The 15,523-nt window shown below is 68.8% G+C and carries 19 protein-coding genes and 1 pseudogene; 4 read left to right on the top strand and 16 right to left on the bottom strand.

The window, feature by feature from the left end; genetic code table 11:
* Positions 1–86 precede the first annotated feature (86 nt).
* The 16 genes from BLR04_RS31620 to BLR04_RS31695 all read right to left on the bottom strand — a co-directional run bounded on the left by BLR04_RS31620 (position 87) and on the right by BLR04_RS31695 (position 12,559).
* Positions 87–356, bottom strand: a complete 270-nt coding sequence (locus BLR04_RS31620) for a hypothetical protein (protein ID WP_090772193.1) — start codon at positions 354–356, stop codon at positions 87–89.
* Complete coding sequence (locus BLR04_RS31625) at positions 356–928, bottom strand: hypothetical protein (RefSeq protein WP_090772195.1); 573 nt, start codon at positions 926–928, stop codon at positions 356–358. Before BLR04_RS31625 ends, BLR04_RS31620 begins: the two co-directional genes overlap by 1 nt.
* A gap of 27 nt (positions 929–955) precedes the next feature.
* Positions 956–1,492: a hypothetical protein gene (locus tag BLR04_RS31630; RefSeq protein ID WP_090772197.1), complete on the bottom strand. Its 537-nt coding sequence runs from the start codon at positions 1,490–1,492 to the stop codon at positions 956–958.
* Between the two features lie 94 nt (positions 1,493–1,586).
* Positions 1,587–2,225, bottom strand: a complete 639-nt coding sequence (locus BLR04_RS31635) for a hypothetical protein (RefSeq protein ID WP_143022307.1) — start codon at positions 2,223–2,225, stop codon at positions 1,587–1,589.
* 5 nt (positions 2,226–2,230) lie between these two features.
* Positions 2,231–2,443 (bottom strand): hypothetical protein, encoded by a 213-nt coding sequence (locus tag BLR04_RS40065; protein WP_143022308.1) that lies wholly within the window; start codon positions 2,441–2,443, stop codon positions 2,231–2,233.
* A 1,042-nt stretch (positions 2,444–3,485) separates the two neighbouring features.
* Entirely contained in the window at positions 3,486–4,649 is a 1,164-nt protein-coding gene (locus tag BLR04_RS31645; RefSeq protein WP_090772203.1) for a helix-turn-helix domain-containing protein, read from the bottom strand.
* A gap of 350 nt (positions 4,650–4,999) precedes the next feature.
* A complete protein-coding gene (locus tag BLR04_RS31650; RefSeq protein ID WP_143022309.1) occupies positions 5,000–5,251 on the bottom strand; it encodes a hypothetical protein in 252 nt (83 codons plus the stop codon).
* 288 nt (positions 5,252–5,539) lie between these two features.
* Positions 5,540–5,845 (bottom strand): hypothetical protein, encoded by a 306-nt coding sequence (locus tag BLR04_RS31655; RefSeq protein ID WP_090772207.1) that lies wholly within the window; start codon positions 5,843–5,845, stop codon positions 5,540–5,542.
* A complete protein-coding gene (locus BLR04_RS31660; protein ID WP_090772210.1) occupies positions 5,842–7,803 on the bottom strand; it encodes a helix-turn-helix domain-containing protein in 1,962 nt (653 codons plus the stop codon). The genes BLR04_RS31655 and BLR04_RS31660 overlap by 4 nt, the downstream gene beginning before the upstream one ends.
* Before the next feature lie 10 nt (positions 7,804–7,813).
* Positions 7,814–8,773, bottom strand: a complete 960-nt coding sequence (locus BLR04_RS31665) for a hypothetical protein (RefSeq protein ID WP_090772212.1) — start codon at positions 8,771–8,773, stop codon at positions 7,814–7,816.
* Entirely contained in the window at positions 8,770–9,219 is a 450-nt protein-coding gene (locus BLR04_RS31670) for a hypothetical protein (RefSeq protein WP_090772214.1), read from the bottom strand. Before BLR04_RS31670 ends, BLR04_RS31665 begins: the two co-directional genes overlap by 4 nt.
* Before the next feature lie 13 nt (positions 9,220–9,232).
* Entirely contained in the window at positions 9,233–9,787 is a 555-nt protein-coding gene (locus tag BLR04_RS31675) for a hypothetical protein (RefSeq protein WP_090772217.1), read from the bottom strand.
* On the bottom strand, positions 9,787–10,026 hold the full coding sequence (locus tag BLR04_RS31680) for a hypothetical protein (RefSeq protein WP_090772218.1): 240 nt from the start codon (positions 10,024–10,026) through the stop codon (positions 9,787–9,789). The genes BLR04_RS31675 and BLR04_RS31680 overlap by 1 nt, the downstream gene beginning before the upstream one ends.
* Positions 10,027–10,175: 149 nt before the next feature.
* The gene (locus BLR04_RS31685) at positions 10,176–10,562 is read right to left on the bottom strand and encodes a hypothetical protein (protein ID WP_090772221.1); all 387 of its coding nucleotides are present in this window, start codon (positions 10,560–10,562) and stop codon (positions 10,176–10,178) included.
* A complete protein-coding gene (locus BLR04_RS31690) occupies positions 10,559–12,064 on the bottom strand; it encodes a hypothetical protein (RefSeq protein ID WP_143022310.1) in 1,506 nt (501 codons plus the stop codon). The genes BLR04_RS31685 and BLR04_RS31690 overlap by 4 nt, the downstream gene beginning before the upstream one ends.
* Positions 12,065–12,118: 54 nt before the next feature.
* The gene (locus BLR04_RS31695; RefSeq protein ID WP_143022311.1) at positions 12,119–12,559 is read right to left on the bottom strand and encodes a hypothetical protein; all 441 of its coding nucleotides are present in this window, start codon (positions 12,557–12,559) and stop codon (positions 12,119–12,121) included.
* Positions 12,560–12,824: 265 nt separating this feature from the next.
* Here BLR04_RS31695 and BLR04_RS31700 point away from each other — a divergent pair, with 265 nt between their 5' ends.
* From BLR04_RS31700 to BLR04_RS31715, 4 genes and pseudogenes are all read left to right on the top strand, one after another.
* Entirely contained in the window at positions 12,825–13,499 is a 675-nt protein-coding gene (locus BLR04_RS31700) for a GntR family transcriptional regulator (protein WP_176903379.1), read from the top strand.
* Between the two features lie 41 nt (positions 13,500–13,540).
* Positions 13,541–14,275: a GntR family transcriptional regulator gene (locus BLR04_RS31705; RefSeq protein ID WP_090772229.1), complete on the top strand. Its 735-nt coding sequence runs from the start codon at positions 13,541–13,543 to the stop codon at positions 14,273–14,275.
* Between the two features lie 117 nt (positions 14,276–14,392).
* Positions 14,393–14,584, top strand: a complete 192-nt coding sequence (locus tag BLR04_RS31710; RefSeq protein ID WP_090772231.1) for a hypothetical protein — start codon at positions 14,393–14,395, stop codon at positions 14,582–14,584.
* 148 nt (positions 14,585–14,732) lie between these two features.
* Positions 14,733–15,523 (top strand): annotated as a pseudogene (locus tag BLR04_RS31715) (pentapeptide repeat-containing protein); the annotation flags it as partial.

Below are 15,523 nucleotides of genomic sequence, written 5' to 3' on the forward strand. Positions count from 1 at the left end.
GGCGGCCGTTGCTGGTTCTACTTTCGAGCTGTGGTGGCTCGGGGTTTGGATGGCCGGACCTGGCGACAGGTCCGGCCATCTGCGGTTTAAGACGGCGGGAACACCAGGTGGCGGGCGTCGATGACGATCTCGCCGCAGCCGCCGCACCAGTAGTAGCCCTCCCAGGCGGGGTTCTCCTCGCCGTTGAGGTAGAGGCCGACCGCCATGAGGTTGCCGTCTCGGTCGCTGGCGTGGAATCCGCCATACTCGGCGATGTTCCGGCACCCGCAGACGAACGACTCATCCGGCAGCAGAAGCACCTGGTCGGGCCGCGGCGTCGCGCCGAAGCCGGCCCGCTCGGGAACGATGACGGTCATTAGAGCTGCCCGTCCATCTCCGCGATGGCCTGGTTGATGGCGACGCCGGTCGTCAGCGCGTGCCCGATCGACTCGATGGCCAGCTTCGGACCCACCGACTGCGTGAGCAACAACTCGTAGAGTGCCGCCTGGGCCTTGCCCGCGACAGGGGCGAAGTGCTTGCCGAACTCGACCTGCAGCGCTCTGGCCATCCTCAGCCCGTCGAGCAGGTGGTCGGCCAGCGCGATCGGGGTGGGCGGCTCCTCGTCCGGCTGGTCGAGCTCGCCGCAGTCGACGATGACGTGCTTGATGACCTTCTGCTGGTCGTCGCCGGACAGGGCGTCGAACGTCGCGTCGGGCGGGTACGGCGTCGCGCCGGTGTTCAGCTCGTACGCGGCCGACAGGCAGTCGAAGTGAAAGCCCGCCAAGTCGAAGACGTTGGCCGAGGCCAGCTCGAACTCCTCCGGCGTCGCGGCCGGCTCGGCCACCATGCGGGCGATGGTGTGGAGCATGTGCGTGGTGGAGCCGCCCGCGTCGCGGACCTCCGTCACGGCCTTCAGCAGTTCGGAGCGGGTGGGGGTGGTCGTCTGCATCGTGATGTCCTTTCGGGGGTGGTGTGATTAGCGGGCGTTAACGGACACGGAGTAGTCGTTGAGCCGCTCGACCCACACGCCGGGCGGCAACTCGGCCTCGGGGTACTCGATCCCGTCCGCGTTGAAGCCGCCGTAGGGGAACATGGGGGTCCACTCGACGCCCGGCCAGGTGATGACCCATTGGTGGTCGCTGTCGTCCCACTCGGGCAGCAGTTGCAGGCCGTGGACGTAGTCGGGCTTCATGTCGAGCTGCTTGCAGGCGGCCACGCGGACCTGCTCGGCCATCGCCTGCGTCACGACGGGCGCCTGCATCAGCCGCATCGTCTCCTGCAGCGTCGCGCTCGGGTCGAGCATGACGGCCCTGATCACTTCGTCGGCCTGGTTCGCGCCCCAGCCCTGCGTGCGCAGCAGCTCCACGAGAGCCGCGTTGATGTGCCCGAACACGCCGGGCTGGCGGGCGATCACCTGCTCGGTGCAGGTGTCAGCGGCGCGGAGCAGCTGCACGAGCTGCTCGCCGATCTGCACGGGGGTGGCCTGGGTCCTGGTCGCCGTGGTGGTGGTCATCGGGGTTCGCCTTTCTGAGAGAACAGGAACGCCCCGCCCGAGGTGGGCGGGGCGAGTTAAGCCTGCAATACCGCTTGCGCTTTATGCTGTGTGATCAGTTGGCCGGGAGAGCGATGACGGCCAGGCGGTCGAGCAGCGCCTTCGCGGTGGCGTCGTCGAGCAGGTCGAACACTCCCTCGTCGCGCCGGGCCGGGGCCTTGCCGGTGTGGCCCTCGATGTAGGCGAGCGCGTGGTACATCACGAACTCGCGCGCCTCCCGCAGCTCGGTGTAGCGGCACAGTGGGTTCGGGTTGACCCGCTGGCAGAGCGCGGTGCCCTTCGGCCAGATGTGCGCGGCCGCGCGCTCGGTGATGATTCGTCCGACGCGCGTGCGGGTGGTGGCGACGCCGTTACGCTCGGCGTACTCGTACGCGCGGCCCTGGAACAGGTGGTCGTCGGCGGCCATGACGGCCTCGTGCACGAGGGAGCACCAGGTCCACGTCTTGCCGAAGTGGTCGGCCGTGTAGGTGCGGGCGCTGCCGTACAGCTGCACGGCGATGTCGTCGCGCACCTGGTGGAAGGGGATCAGCGGGTGGTGGCCCGCGAGGAGGTCGGTGGCGGCCATCCAGGCGACGCCGTCGATCACGTTCCGGGTGGCGCCTGCCGAAGTCGCGACGATGGCGGCCATCTCGTCGGGCGTCCAGTAGAAGTCGATGGCCGGACGATCGTCGACGACGGGGGTATCGCTCTTCATGGCGATCACTTGGTCTCCTTCGTGGTGGCGGGAGTGGTTGCGGTGCCGCTTGCGCTATCTGCGATCTCTTTCGTGGCCAGCTCGACGAGGTGGCCGAGGAGTTGCCGGTTGGTGGCACGGGCGGCGGTGGTGGCCGGGCTGGTCACGCGCCCTTCTCCTTCGGTGTTTTCCCTGGTCGGTGCGGTTTTGATCTTGTTATTCAGTTGGATCTCGATCATACCAGGATCACCGCACGTATGTATACCTAAAGAGGACAGGACAGGAGATCACGACGAAACACCACGTCAGACCTGCTGTAGTCGCTTCTGAGAGCCTTGGACATCTCCGATACCGCTAGGACTTGATCGGACCTGATCGCGCCTCACCGTGGACAACGACAGGTCTAGCGCGGGTATCTGCGAGGCGCTGCTACCGGTCGCGTCCCAACGCTGTTGCGACATTTACGACAAATCTACGTTGTAAAGCCGGGTCCCGTAGACGGGCCGGCCCGTCCCGAAGGGCGGCAACACCAGCATCGACGCCGGGAATCTGCCCGCGTGTCCGGTATGACGATGAGGGGGAGCCACCCCAGCCGGGTGGCTCCCCCTCCGCCGTGTGCAGCGCGCGGCTTTACTTCGTAGATCTGTCCAAAATGTCTTACGCGGACTCGGACGGCTGGGAAGCACCATACGAAACCCGGTTCTCCACCCAGCCCCAGGTGCGGCCGCAGCTCAGGCAGCTCCACGCGAGCCCGTGCTCCGGGTGAGGAACCCTGTCGGACCCGCAGCATCGGCCGGCGTGCCGTACGAACGGCATCGGCTCTCGGCATTCGAAGCAGTGATAGTCACCAGTCCCCATGCCTTTGATCCGCTCCTGACCTCCGCGTCGAGGATGAGTGCAGCTCTCAGGTGTGGGGGGTTGAGGGGTGGCGTTCTCGATCATCGCCCCATCATGCATGATCACCCGACCGCCCCTCACGCTCAGACCGCGCACGAGCACGAGCCCGCGCCAGCGACGTCTCCCGCCGCAGGGCCTCCTTCGCCGCTTCGATCTCCTCCGGGCTCGGGCCGGCCGCTACCTCGGGCTCCGTTGCCCACTCGGCGTGCTCGAGGTCCTCGTCCGCTTCGTGGTCGGCACGCTTCCACCGCCAGCCGCCCTCCGGCGCCGCGTCATGGCGACTCCTCCGGGCCTCCAGCTCACGCGCCTGCATCGCCCTCGCAGCGTTCGGCGAGGTGACCGCCAGCCATTCACGGGCCAGAGCCGCCCACTGACGCGCGTCCGTCACGACATCCTCCGAGCCCGGTAGGCGGCGAGCATCTCCAGCTCGGCCGCTTCCTTCTCCCGGCGACGACGCTCCATCTCGACACGCACCGACCGGTAGTCAGCACTCGGACCATCCGAGGCGCGATCAGCGATAGGAGCCGGAGCCAGCGCCTCAGCGCGGCTCATCCTCGGCTCCTCCACGAGCTCCACGCCGGCCGCGGCCGCCGCCGCGTGACGCGCCTGCTTGCGCATCTCCTGCTCCGCGCGCCGTACGGCGTCGGCCGCGGCCGCCAGCTGCGACCGCGAAGGCAGCGCCTCTTCGTTGTCGTCGAGCCAGGCCGCGAGGCGGTGCCGCACCCAGCCGGGTATGTGCCGGATCTCGTGGACGCTCGACCACGTGTACGTCCACCGGCTGTCGTCGGGGCGTACGTCGAGGGCGTGCAGCACGTCGGCCGCTGTCCAGCCAGCGACGAAGAAGGGCTTCAGCAGCCAGCGCAGGAACCACGGCGTCATGTGCCGCAGCACGGTCGACTCCTTCCGGAGTCGTTCGCATGTGGCCAGTCTGTCGCGTTTAGTCCTCGGCGATTCGTGCAATGCCCATGTCGGCGAGATACGTAGTTTGCGGCCAGCAGTCCGGGGAGCCTCGCGCGTGCGCGTGGGACCTTCCTTGTCTCTCTCAGGGAGAGAGACAGAGGGGGGTTCATTTATGCCTTTAGCCTGGTCAGCGCTAGTGTCGTTGGTCGGAACAGGCGTGATGTCGCGAGGAACGCAGATCACCCAGACGGCCGCCCGGTTGCCCAGGCCGTCGTCGACCAGGCCCGCCGAGGTGCCCTTCCGGAACCGCACCGTCGTGCCCTGCTCGACGACGCCGAGCCAGCCGTGCTCACGTAGCCAGCGGACCCACCGCTTGACGGAGGCCTTGGACAGGCCGGTCTCCTCGACGACCTTCGCGATCGTCGGGCGGGAGCACATGGTGTCCCAGTCGGCTGCCCAGGCGATCTCCTGAGCGATGCGCAGCAGGTTGCCGTAGCCGTCGTAGCGGAGTTCCAGCACGTCGGCGTCTTCGCGTAGGGCGCGCAGGAACGACTGCTGGTCGGAGGCGCGGCGCATGCCCCGCGGCACGGCCGCGAGGATGAGCGCCTTGGAGGGCGCCGTCCGTAGAAGGTTGGGGAGGTCCGACACGCCGGAAACCGGAAGTCGTGTCGCGTTCTGTCCATGCGGCTGACGTGCCGGTTTTGTCGCCGGTGTCGTGTCCGGCACGGTTGGGGTTTCCGGGCATGCTGGCATGAGCCCCCGGTCGCCAGTTATCATGGCGATGCCTTTCTTAGCGGTGAGGCACAAGTAAGCCCGCTCGACGGCCTTGCCGGGCCACCGAGTGGGAAGGCGGACGATCCTCCTCGTCGCTCAGCTCCGTACGCCGGCCAAAGCATTCGGGAGCCGAGCCACTTAGTGGACCGTCACGACTGAGACAGCCGGGCTCTGCCCGGCTTTCTTAGTGTCTGGGGGTTCTCCTCCGTTGTTCGTGGGGCCGGTCAGGCCGCCACGATCGCCTTTCGCGTCGTGTCGAGCGGAAGCTGCTGCTGGGCTTGCTGCGCCCGAGCCTGCTCCTCGATGGTCGTCGGTGTACGGCCGAGGGCTTGGGCTGCCAGGGCCTCGACGACATGCGCCAGCGGCAGACCCGTCTTCTCCTGCAGGGCCTTCACCTCGTCCCACACGGAGGAGTCCCTCCAGGACATGGGATGCTTGGCGACCACCACGCGTGGTCGGCCTACCTGTCCGCTCATGGTCGTCAATCATGGCGCATTCTGGATTTCGAAATCTAGAAGTACGCGGGTGTGTCGCACGCGAATTTTCGATCATCGGCTTCGCAGGCCTTCCGTGCTGAGGGGTGGCGGGCGACTGTTCGGGCTGGGACTCATGGCCACGAGACCCGTGAGGCGTGTCTCGTTTGTCGTTCCAGTCGTGACAGTCGCGACTCGAACACCTTAGCGCGATGTGTGTGTTTGTCCAGTATGCGAGGTCAAAGCGCGTAGAAGAACGTGCGTGTGTCGCATTTGTCTCAAGCGTGGCGGTCACTCTCGACCGCCGTCACCCCAGCTCAGCACCATGACCATGACCACCGCAGACGCCACCAGCGCCGACCCCCACCCCATGCCCCACGTCAGGGCCGCCAGGATCCACGACGACGTCACCGTTAACGAGACAGGCCACAGACGAGCCCCCATCGCCACGAGGGGCACCAATGCCGACGACAGCAGGGCTGCGAAGGGCACCACCATGCTCAGGTCCGCAGGCACCTCCACCCAGACCACCGCCATCACCTGCCACCAGACCAGCCAGGCCAGAACCACCAGCAACCGCGCCATCGTCGTCATCACGCCACACGCTCCCCGTCCGCGATCACATAACGATCACCGTCCATGTGAGCCCGGCCCTGCTCGACCAGCGACGCAGCAACCCGGAACGCGACCGGCAGAGGCAGACCCGACCGCGTCACCAACTGCGGCCCCGTCAGCCCCTGGCCGGCGTCGGCCAGCAGGGACAGCACCGTCGTCTGCGCCGCGGCGGCGTCGGCCTGCGCGATGGTCGGCATCTGCACGGTCGTGTCGAGGTCGACCACGTCGGCCGTCGCGATCGCAGGCGAGCGACGCCCCTTGCCGCCGCGCTTTTTCCGCGCCGGCGCGGCGTCGTCGTGCTCGACAGCGATGTTCGGCAGCTTCACCGTCATGGCGGGCACGCCGCGCATGACCGCGCCCATCCTCGGGATGTGGCGAGCACGCATCATCACCGGCCTGTCGGTGGCGCCCAGCAGGTAGCCGCAGCCCTTCGTCTTCTTCTGCGTACCGGGGAAATGAATCTTGATCAGGTGCGGGTACGCGTTCATTCGCTCCCCGAACGTGGCCGACGCGATCCGGCGGTCGGAGACACGCAGCACCACGATGTTGCCGGAGTTCACCAGGGCGAGAATGTCGCCGCCGCCCATCCCGCCGACGTACACGTTCTGGTCGAGCGTCCACACCGTCATGCCGCACTTCGAGCCCTCGGCGAGGATGTCGTGCACGATCGTGGCCAGGTCCTCGTGTCGCGCGACCAGGTGGAACTCGTCGATGGCGATGACCAGCATCGGCATGCCATGCACGCCCGGGTGGTCGTAGGACTGCACTCCGCGCTGCGTAACCCCGTCCTCGTCGACCCACTCGATCTGCGACAGCAGCGCGCGGCGCCGCTGCATCTCCGCCTGGTAGGCGTACAGCCGCTGACGGATGGCATTGATGCCGAGCGCGTGCGGCACGTACGGCAGCAGCGACGGGCAGCTCTGCCCGTCCTGCGGGTCGAGGTAGTCGAGCACGATCCGGCCCTCGGTGCGGGCGAACTCCGCTGAAGCGATCTTCAGGATCGACGACTTGCCCGTCCGCATCGCGCCGAAGATCCCGACCGGCAGCGGCCCCGACCCCGGCTCCCACACCTGCAACGCGCCATCGCCCGCGCCGTCCTCGAACGGGCCGATCGGCAGGACACCGGTGTCCATGTCGAGCAGCGGCTCAGTCCACAGCTCCGGCTCCAGGACAGCGAGCTGCTTCAGGAACGTCACCATGGCGGCGTTCTGCTCGCCACCGGGCGGCTCCTCCACGTGCACGAAGTTGATGGCCACCCCGAAGTCGGAGCAGATCCGCTTGCGCGCCTGCATGGCGTCCTCGGTGGTGTGCCCGTCCAGCACGATCCGGTAGCGCGTCCCCGCAGCGCCGCCGCGCTGAAACTCCTCGCGGTTGGTCAGCTTGGAGTCGACCAGGGCGCCCTTCCGACCCGCCGTCTTCTGCGCCCACCGGATCACGATCGGGTCGGACGCCTCCAGCTCCTTGGCCTGCGCCGCCGCTTCCAGCGCGCGGCGCTTGCCCTTCGGACGGGTGATGTAGTTGCGGTGACGCCACACGTGCGGGACGGTCCACAGGCCGGCCGCCGCGAAGTACGCGCTCTGCATCACGCCGAACGCGCCCAGCTCGGCCGCGCCCGGCAGCCACGCGGCCGCGCCGGCCTGCCACCACCGCCACGCGAGGGCCTCGCGCGTCTTCGGGAACAGGGTGCGGACCGTCGCCGCGGTGGCGGCGGCGGCGGCCTCACCGACGAGGGCCTGCCACGCTGGCACGTCGGCCAGGTGAAGGAGCGCGCCCGTGCCCCACACGCCGGCGGCGGTGACGTGCGGGGCGACCGCGCGGCCGTAGCGGTGCGCGGCGCTCCTGGCGAACGCGGACGCGGCCTCGGCGAGGGCCTCGGTCTCGTCCTCGTGCTGGTCGGGCTGCGCTTCGGGCTGCTGGTCGGGCGTGGTGTGGCGGGCCACCGGGCGCTCCCTAGTTCTCGTAGAAGCTGAACTTGCGGACGATCCGGACGGGCGCGGACCGCACCGAGCGGGCGACGTCGCCGTGTCCGTAGTCGAGCGCGCTGATCACAGCCGCCACGGTCGGCTGACCACCGCCGCACGCGGTCACCGTCTGGGCGGTGGCGTGCGTGGCCAGCGCGGCCGCGGAAGCCTCTTGCTCGGCCTGGGCCAGCGCCTCCCACATGCGGGTGACCGTCCGAGAGTCCAGGCCGTCCGACTGAACGGCTTGGAACGCCTGCAACGCGAGGACGTACTTGTTGCGGGCCCGGGCGGCGACGTGCATGGCGTCCTCGTGCACGTTGCGCGCGTCGGCCTCGAGGACGCCGCTGGCGCGGAAGAACGCCCGCAGCCAGGTCATGAACCGCTCGAACCCGCCGGTGGCCAGCGCCTCCTGCAGCTGGGGGACGGTAGGCAGTTGCATGGAGGTGCCGTCGTTGGCAGGCACGATGGGAGCCTGCGACATGTCGACTCCTTCCAAGTCGATGAGGTTCCAGTCGGGGCGCGGCCGCTCGACGACTTCGGCGGGCTTGACCTCGCCTTCGAGCTCGGGCCGGCCCATGGTCGGTTTCGGCCGGTCGACGACCTCGACCTCCAGCGCGGGCGGCGGGGCGAGAGCTGGACGAGCCGGCTCCGCAGGCCGGGGCGGGGCCTGCGGGCGGACCTGCTCGACGAGCACGAGGTCAATCGGCTGCAGCTGCTCGTCGTCGCCTTGGTCACCGCCTTGGTGCTCGGGCCGGCCCGGCCCGAGCGCACGCCCGAACCAGGCGATCGCGACGTTCATGGTCTTGGCGGTCCATGTCCGCTCGACGGTGTGCTCGACCGGCTGGTCGGGCTGCTCGTCGCCGGGCTTGCGGAAGAAGAACCAGCCGCCGACGACGAACAGCGCGAGCGACACCACGACGGCGAACACCGCCATGAGGGCGTCGCTCATGACCAGTTCTCCACGGCCTGCCGCATCACTTCGGCGGTGAACTCCGCGTACTCGACCGGGCCCCAGACTGAGCCGTACGCGATCCCGCCGAAGATCCACAGGACGGAGCAGGCCACGAAGGTCGGCATGTCCGGCTTGGCGTCCTTGGCGATGTCCTTGACGACGGCGCCGGCGAGGAACGAGAACGCGGCGGCGAGCAGGAACAGCACCACGGACCCGAAGAGGGTCGCCATCGAACCGCGCGCGGCCATTTCCACGAGCCACGCGCCGAAGTTCACGAACAGGTACCCGGTGGGCAGCAGGAACATGCTGGCCGAGAACACCAGCAGCAGGAGCACCGCGAGCACGCCGAGCGGTTTGCCGGGCAGCTTGTCCTTCTTGCGGATGCCCGCGAAGACCCAGCCGAGGCCGAAGGAGAATCCGCCGCCGAGAACGAGACCGATCATGAGGGGTGGCCTTTCAGATGAGGGACAGCAGGATGGGCAGCAGGATGGGCAGGGAGATCATCAGCAGGTAGAACCCGGCCGTGATCGGGCCCCAGAACTTCAGGCCCGGCCAGCAGACGGCGGACCAGAAAGCGACCCACGCGCGGGGGAAACCGGACAGGGTCTTCAGTCGCGGCAGCTGCGCGCGGCACAGGCCGGGGAGGCCTTCCTCGCGGAACTTCGTCAGGCGGCGGCGGTAGTCGCCCGCGCCGAGGAACGCGATCGAGGTGCACCCGAAGCACCAGGCGACGGCGAACCAGCCGTGCACGCGCGCGGGCAGGTCGAGGAGCTCGGCCTCCCACGGGACGTACTCGCGTTCCCGGTGGTAGGCGCGCACCGTGGCGACCGAGGGAAGTCGCGCCGTACGCAGGCCAGGCATGCGCGCCCGGTCCTCCAGGACCTGGACCCACGAGGGCCTGCGCGCCGGCGAAGACGTCGGCGCGACCTCGGCTGCGGGGGCGACCTGCTCGGTCGGCTCCGTCTTCGACTGGTCGACGGGCAGGCCAGCAGGGGCGTTGTACTGGAACATCACTGGCCACCGCCCGCCTGTTTGTTGAGCGCCTCCGCGAACTGGCGGGTCTGCTCGGCCAGGTCGGTGCAGGCCTTTTGCGCCTGGCGCGGGTCGCGCTTGTACAGCTCGGCCAACTCCGACATGAGCCAGCACGCCGTCCGCCAGTACAGCCGCCACGGCGTGGCCGTCTCCCGGGCCGCGGCCGCGATGTTCGCGACGTGCTCGGCGCGCCGGTTCGCGGCGCGATTCGACACCATCTGTCCTCCGCTACGGTGCGTGATTCGTGTTACGGTGGCCTCGCGCGCGCAACGCGCAACGCGCAACGCGCCCGCGCGTTGGGCCCCCCGCACACCCGGCCTTGACCTGGTCTGCAGCGTTACGAGCCCACGAGCGCGATCACGGACAGTCACAGCGAACCCCCGGCGCACTCCCTCGCGAACGCGTCCCAATCCGGCTCGTGAGCGATCTCCGGCAGGGTGTCCAGGTGGCTCGCGAGCACCGAGCGAGGAACCCGCAGCGCGACCGGCTCTGCCCCCGGCACCCGGACGTCCCACCGGATGGACTCCTCGTCCATCGGCCACGCGGACAGCGCCGCGCACTCCGCGCGCCCGACCCGGCCCGCGGCGAGCACGTCCAGCGGGACGTCGACGCCGGCGCCGCCCTCGACGGAGAGGCGGACGTGGTACGGGCTGTCGGCGCGGAACTCCAGCTCGGTCATGACGATCGCCGCGGCGTCGTCGGCGAGGTGGTCCCAGGCCGGGATCGGCATGTATTGGGCGGCGGCCGCGGTCACTCTGCATCTCCTGTCGTGGCGGTCTGCATGGTCCGGACGAGCGGCTGCTCGGCGGCTACGTCTGGTCCGGTGCTTGGTCCGGTCGTGCGGCCCCCGCGGGCGGCGCGCTGGACCGGTTTGCCCGGCCCGGAGAGAACCCGGACCAACTCGTTCGCGACGTCGGTCGAGGCGGAATGGCCCTCAGCGCGTAGCGCGTCCTGCAGACTGCGGCGGGTCAGCCGGACGCCCTCGCGCCGGAGCCGCGCAGCGATCCGCTTACCTTGCGGGAGCAGCGCGTTCACCCGATCCGCTGGTCCGGTCGAACCGGTCCCGGCGGGCCGCTTGCTGGTCCGGTTGGTCCGGTCATGCCGACCCGGGCCCGGCGCGTCGGCCGGAAGCGTTTGGTCCGAATGGTCCCCTGCGGCGACCGGACCAACAGCGCGCCTTCGAGCCCGCCTCTTGGTCCGGATCGGCAGCCGGTATCGGTCCCGGATCCGGGTCCGGAATCGCGGCCGCGGTGCGGTCTCCCCCACCTGCTTTTGGTCCGGTTGGTCAGCGGGCACAGGCGGCGTCTGGTCCGCCTCGACAGCCGGACCAAGCGGCGGCCGGTAGCGCGGCACCAGGCCGACGCCGACCTCGTTCACGAACACCGCGATGTCGTGCACCGCCTCGGCCGCCCGCGGGTCGGGTCCGTGAATTTCCTCCGCGAGCGCCGCCATCCGAGTCAATGTCAGCTGCAGCTGCGAGCGCTGCGCCTCGATGACCGCGCGCTGGGCCTCGACCATCGACTTCCACGTCTTCTTCACGCGGCGGCGCTGGCGAACTACCTGCACCGCGATGCTCGGAGACTGGACACCCTCGCCGACCGCCCACCGAAACGCCTTGAACGTCTCAGGCAGGTGCAGCAGCCAACGCATCGGCGAGAACTTCGGCGCTCTCGGGTCGATGAGGCCCTTTTCGCGCAGGTCCTTGCGGTGCAGGTGACGCGAGTGCATCGACCACAGCCACGGGGACGCGAGCGAGCACGCCGCGAACAGCTCCGGGTAGTCCTCCACGTGCGTGTACGACAGGTACCCCGCGCCCGCGCCGACCAGATACGAAAGCATCCGGGTCGTCCAGGCGGCGTCACCTTCCCGAAGAGCGACGTGCGCGTGCCAGGACACGTACACCGCGACCGACTCGACGATCGCGGCCGCGAGTATGGCCCACAGCGGGGGAAGACCACGCGCCATGAAGGCCATCGCCTGGCCGGAGACGGCGACGCCGTTGACGCCGATGTTCGTCACCGACATGACGGCCATGTGGCCGGCTGTCTTTGCGCGGGTCTTCCATTGCTCGACCGAGCGGCGGCGGCGCTTCTCTCGATCGGTACGGGCGGACTCGTCTCGTGCTCGGGCTTCCTCTTCGGACGCCCGAGCGTCCTCGCGCCGGGCCTCTTCGGACAGGCGGCGGCGCTCGATCCGGAGGCGCTCGGCTTCGAGAGCGTCCCTTTCCTTCCGGGGATCGGGCCTACGCAGGAACATCAGAACTCCCAATGTGGTGGCGGTACCGCTGGCGCTTTTTGCGAAGCTGCAGGGTCATTGAGTGGGGCGGCTGCAGGTCTCCGTATGCCCCATTGCGGCGGCCTTGCGCTGGGCCCGGTCGCCCCTGATGTCCGCCAGGACCTGCTTGACCTCCGGCGCGCGGGCGGGACCGGTGAGCCCGCCGCGTGCCCCGTGCAGGTCGTGGATCGAGCCGCCGTGGGTGTCGATGGCCAGTGCCTCCTCGAGTACGGCCAACCGCAGGCAGGCGCCGCGCGCCCGGCACGGCTTGCACAGGAGTCGGGCGCGACGCTGGGTCAGGCCCTGCGCGGTCCATGCGTCGCCGGCACTGCGCGAGCAGATGCCGTCCTCGCCGACCTTGTCGGCGAGGCTGCGGACTTCGGCGCGGAGCAGGTGCTCCAACGGCGGGCGGGGGGCCGTGCGCTTGTCGGTCGTCTGGTCGGCGGCGGCTTCGGCGGATGCCGTGATGGTGCTCATCGTCACCTGATTTCTGTCGGAAGGAGAGGGTGGGTGATGCGGGGCCCTGGGACTTGCTCATGGGCCGTCATCGCTGGTTGGGAAATTCGCGGCGGAAGGGCACCAGGTGCAGCGGTGGTTGCCCGCTAACCTGTTGGTAGGTTCATGGTAGGGCTACCAAACCCATACCGCAACCCGTGTATCTCTGCCGTGCATCCCCGCCACTCCCAGGCGGATCATGGATGCCTCTAAGGTGGAACCCGACCAAGGAGCACATGGAGACCGGATGCCGATGCCGCCCGCGAAGGCCGAGCGCATAGCTGACGTGCTCGCCCAAGCCATCAGGCGAGGCGACCACCCGCCAGGCAGCCGACTGCCCTCCGAACGCGATCTGGCGAGCACTCACGGGGCGGACCGGTCCACCATCCGCAACGCCATCAGCCTGCTCGTCGACCAGGGCCTCGTCTCCCGCATTCCTCGGCAAGGCGTCAAAGTCTCTGACCCTGGCGTCCCCGTTCCCGTCAGAGAGCCGGCCAGAGCGGAATCCGAGATCGCTTGCGGACGGCCGCACGCTTGCCGCACGCTTGCCGGTATGACGGCATGGCTGACATCCCAGGACAGACTGACGGTCGTGCGGGTCGACGACATCGTGTCCGTGCAGATCGTCGTCCCGGGCGAGGCCGATGAGCGCCTGCACCCGACGAAGCGCCTGGATCGCGCCGAGGAGGCGCGGATCGTGGTCGGTAGCAGCTCCGGCGTCACGATGTGCGCGGCGACGTGCCCCGGCCGAGATGCGCTGTGGGCCTGGTCCGAGCTGATGGCCGTGGTGTCCTCGCTGATGCAGCCGACTTCGGAACACAGGGAGATGTACGTGCATGCGCCTGCGTCGTGGCCACGCCGGAGGCCGGAGCGGTTGTGGCAGGTTTCGTCGAAGATGCCCGAGCCCGAACTGGTCCACTAGTAGCCCCACCGTTCCCTAGGGAACGGTGGTACGGTACTTGCATGTCCCGCTTCGCCGAGATCGCCGACGACATCAAGGGAAAGATCAAGAGCGGACAATACCGCCCCGGACTACCCCTCCCCCACCAGGATCTCCTCGCGCTTGAATACGGCGCCTCAAATCAGACGATCTACCACGCCATCCAGGTCCTGAAGGCCGAGCAGCTCGTCATCCGCAGCGTCACTCAAGGGATGATCGTGCAGCCGCCGCCCATTGTCGTGGACCTCGTCCTGCACGGCCCCCACGGCAACGGCCCGCTCCCCTGGGCCGCGTGCTGCGAACGCTCCGGCGCCGAGGGCAAGATGATCACCGGGAAGGTAGACACCGTCGAACCCTCCCCCGACGTCGCCGACCTCCTCAAGCTCGACAGCGGCGACAAGGTGGTCATCCGCAACCGCCAAGCCACCATCAGCGACAACGTGGCCCGCCTCGACCAGGCGGTCTACCCTCACAGCGCCGTGGCCGACACCCCAATCGCCAAGCGCGACCAAGTCCCCGGCGGCATCTACCGCGCCCTGACCGACGCCGGCCTGGAGCCGTACTCGATCGTGCGGCGCGTCATCGGCGCCCGCATGGCCACCAACGAGGAAGCGAAAGCGCTGAAGGTCGTGAAGCGCTCCCTAGTCCTCACCTACGACCAGGTGATCGCCACCCGCGAAGGCCAGCTCGTCGAGCTGCTGCGGTTCGTCGCGAACCCCACCCGCATCAGGTTCGTAGACGAGGACATGTCGCTGTAGAGACGCCGGACAGCGGGACAGCAGCAATACGGCGGATTCGTGCGCCTCGAGCACCTCAGCCGTGTACAAAGGGTTCCGGCGTTTCCAAGGGATCCGGTCATCTTTTAGAGGAGAAAGATGACGATGAAGATCCTGGTGATCGTTATTGTGCTGCTTACGGCCACCATCGCGGCGCTCATCACGGGCATCCTGACCAGGTGGAACGAGGCATCGGCAACGACAGCGATCATCGCAGGTGGGACCGCGTTCGCCGGGACCACCTATCTGGGGCTGGAGATCCTCTCGAAGCTAGGAATCCTTCCTTCTTAGGGATCGCCGCCCGGCCCGGACGGCCACAGTGGGCTCAGCTGTTGCCCACTGTGGCCAGGCCCGCGAGCCGCCGGTTACGGCAGAAACGGGCCACGCGTCGTACCTCTGGCTCTAGCTGCGAGGCTGAACTTGGGCCAGAGTGGAGGCCGTGAAGCCTGTTCCGACGGTGATGACTGTGATCGGCGCGGCGCTGGTGGCGGGGATCGTCTGGGTGCTGGGCCCGGGGGCGCGCTGGGTACTGGAGCACATCGACGGAGTCGCGATCGGCGAGCCGTCAGGTCTGGTCGGAAGAGATCTGGCGGCAGCCCTAGATGCGGTCCGCGGCCGGGTACTCGCCGTGGCGACCGGGCTGGCCGCGCTGGTCGCCGTCTACTACACCGCGCGTAACGCCGACACTGCCCGGCGCACCTTCCAACTCGGCGAGCGCGGCCACGTGACCGACCGCTACGGCAAGGCCGTAGAGCAGCTCGGCAGTGCCGAGGCCCCGGTCCGTTTAGGTGGCCTGTACGCCCTGGAGCAGCTCGCCCAGGACAACCCCGACCCGCATTTCCGGCAGACCATCGTGGACGTGATCTGCGCATACCTGCGCATGCCATATACCCCGCCCCCGGCCGCCCAGATCACGGACGAGCCTGCCGTGCCGCGCCCTACTGAGGATGGCGTCGCCGCGCCAACGGGTCGAGATCCATTCGAGGAGCGCCAGGTCCGGCTGACCGCCCAGCGCATCCTCGCCGCACACCTGCGCTACCGGGACCAGCCCACCCGCCGCTGGTGGCGATTCCGCAGCGGTAACCTCAACGCCCGCCACTGGCCGGACATCCGCCTCGACCTCACCGGCGCCGCCCTAATCGACTTTAGCCTGGCCAACTGCCGCGTCAGCGAGGCCGCGTTCGTCGAGGCGACCTTCACCGGCCGCGCCTGGTTCGACCGGACGACCTT

It is taken from the genome of Nonomuraea maritima, assembly GCF_900100395.1.
Classification (GTDB): domain Bacteria; phylum Actinomycetota; class Actinomycetes; order Streptosporangiales; family Streptosporangiaceae; genus Nonomuraea; species Nonomuraea maritima.

What these genes read in the sequence shown, in the direction of transcription:
- BLR04_RS31620 (WP_090772193.1), bottom strand. Translation starts at nt 356, where the DNA reads ATGACCGTCATCGTTCCCGAGCGGGCCGGCTTCGGCGCGACGCCGCGG.
- BLR04_RS31625 (WP_090772195.1), bottom strand. Translation starts at nt 928, where the DNA reads ATGCAGACGACCACCCCCACCCGCTCCGAACTGCTGAAGGCCGTGACG.
- BLR04_RS31630 (WP_090772197.1), bottom strand. Translation starts at nt 1,492, where the DNA reads ATGACCACCACCACGGCGACCAGGACCCAGGCCACCCCCGTGCAGATC.
- BLR04_RS31635 (WP_143022307.1), bottom strand. Translation starts at nt 2,225, where the DNA reads ATGAAGAGCGATACCCCCGTCGTCGACGATCGTCCGGCCATCGACTTC.
- BLR04_RS40065 (WP_143022308.1), bottom strand. Translation starts at nt 2,443, where the DNA reads ATGATCGAGATCCAACTGAATAACAAGATCAAAACCGCACCGACCAGG.
- BLR04_RS31650 (WP_143022309.1), bottom strand. Translation starts at nt 5,251, where the DNA reads ATGAGCGGACAGGTAGGCCGACCACGCGTGGTGGTCGCCAAGCATCCC.
- BLR04_RS31665 (WP_090772212.1), bottom strand. Translation starts at nt 8,773, where the DNA reads ATGAGCGACGCCCTCATGGCGGTGTTCGCCGTCGTGGTGTCGCTCGCG.
- BLR04_RS31670 (WP_090772214.1), bottom strand. Translation starts at nt 9,219, where the DNA reads ATGATCGGTCTCGTTCTCGGCGGCGGATTCTCCTTCGGCCTCGGCTGG.
- BLR04_RS31675 (WP_090772217.1), bottom strand. Translation starts at nt 9,787, where the DNA reads ATGTTCCAGTACAACGCCCCTGCTGGCCTGCCCGTCGACCAGTCGAAG.
- BLR04_RS31680 (WP_090772218.1), bottom strand. Translation starts at nt 10,026, where the DNA reads ATGGTGTCGAATCGCGCCGCGAACCGGCGCGCCGAGCACGTCGCGAAC.
- BLR04_RS31690 (WP_143022310.1), bottom strand. Translation starts at nt 12,064, where the DNA reads ATGTTCCTGCGTAGGCCCGATCCCCGGAAGGAAAGGGACGCTCTCGAA.
- BLR04_RS31695 (WP_143022311.1), bottom strand. Translation starts at nt 12,559, where the DNA reads ATGAGCACCATCACGGCATCCGCCGAAGCCGCCGCCGACCAGACGACC.
- BLR04_RS31700 (WP_176903379.1), top strand. Translation starts at nt 12,825, where the DNA reads ATGCCGATGCCGCCCGCGAAGGCCGAGCGCATAGCTGACGTGCTCGCC.
- BLR04_RS31705 (WP_090772229.1), top strand. Translation starts at nt 13,541, where the DNA reads ATGTCCCGCTTCGCCGAGATCGCCGACGACATCAAGGGAAAGATCAAG.
- BLR04_RS31710 (WP_090772231.1), top strand. Translation starts at nt 14,393, where the DNA reads ATGACGATGAAGATCCTGGTGATCGTTATTGTGCTGCTTACGGCCACC.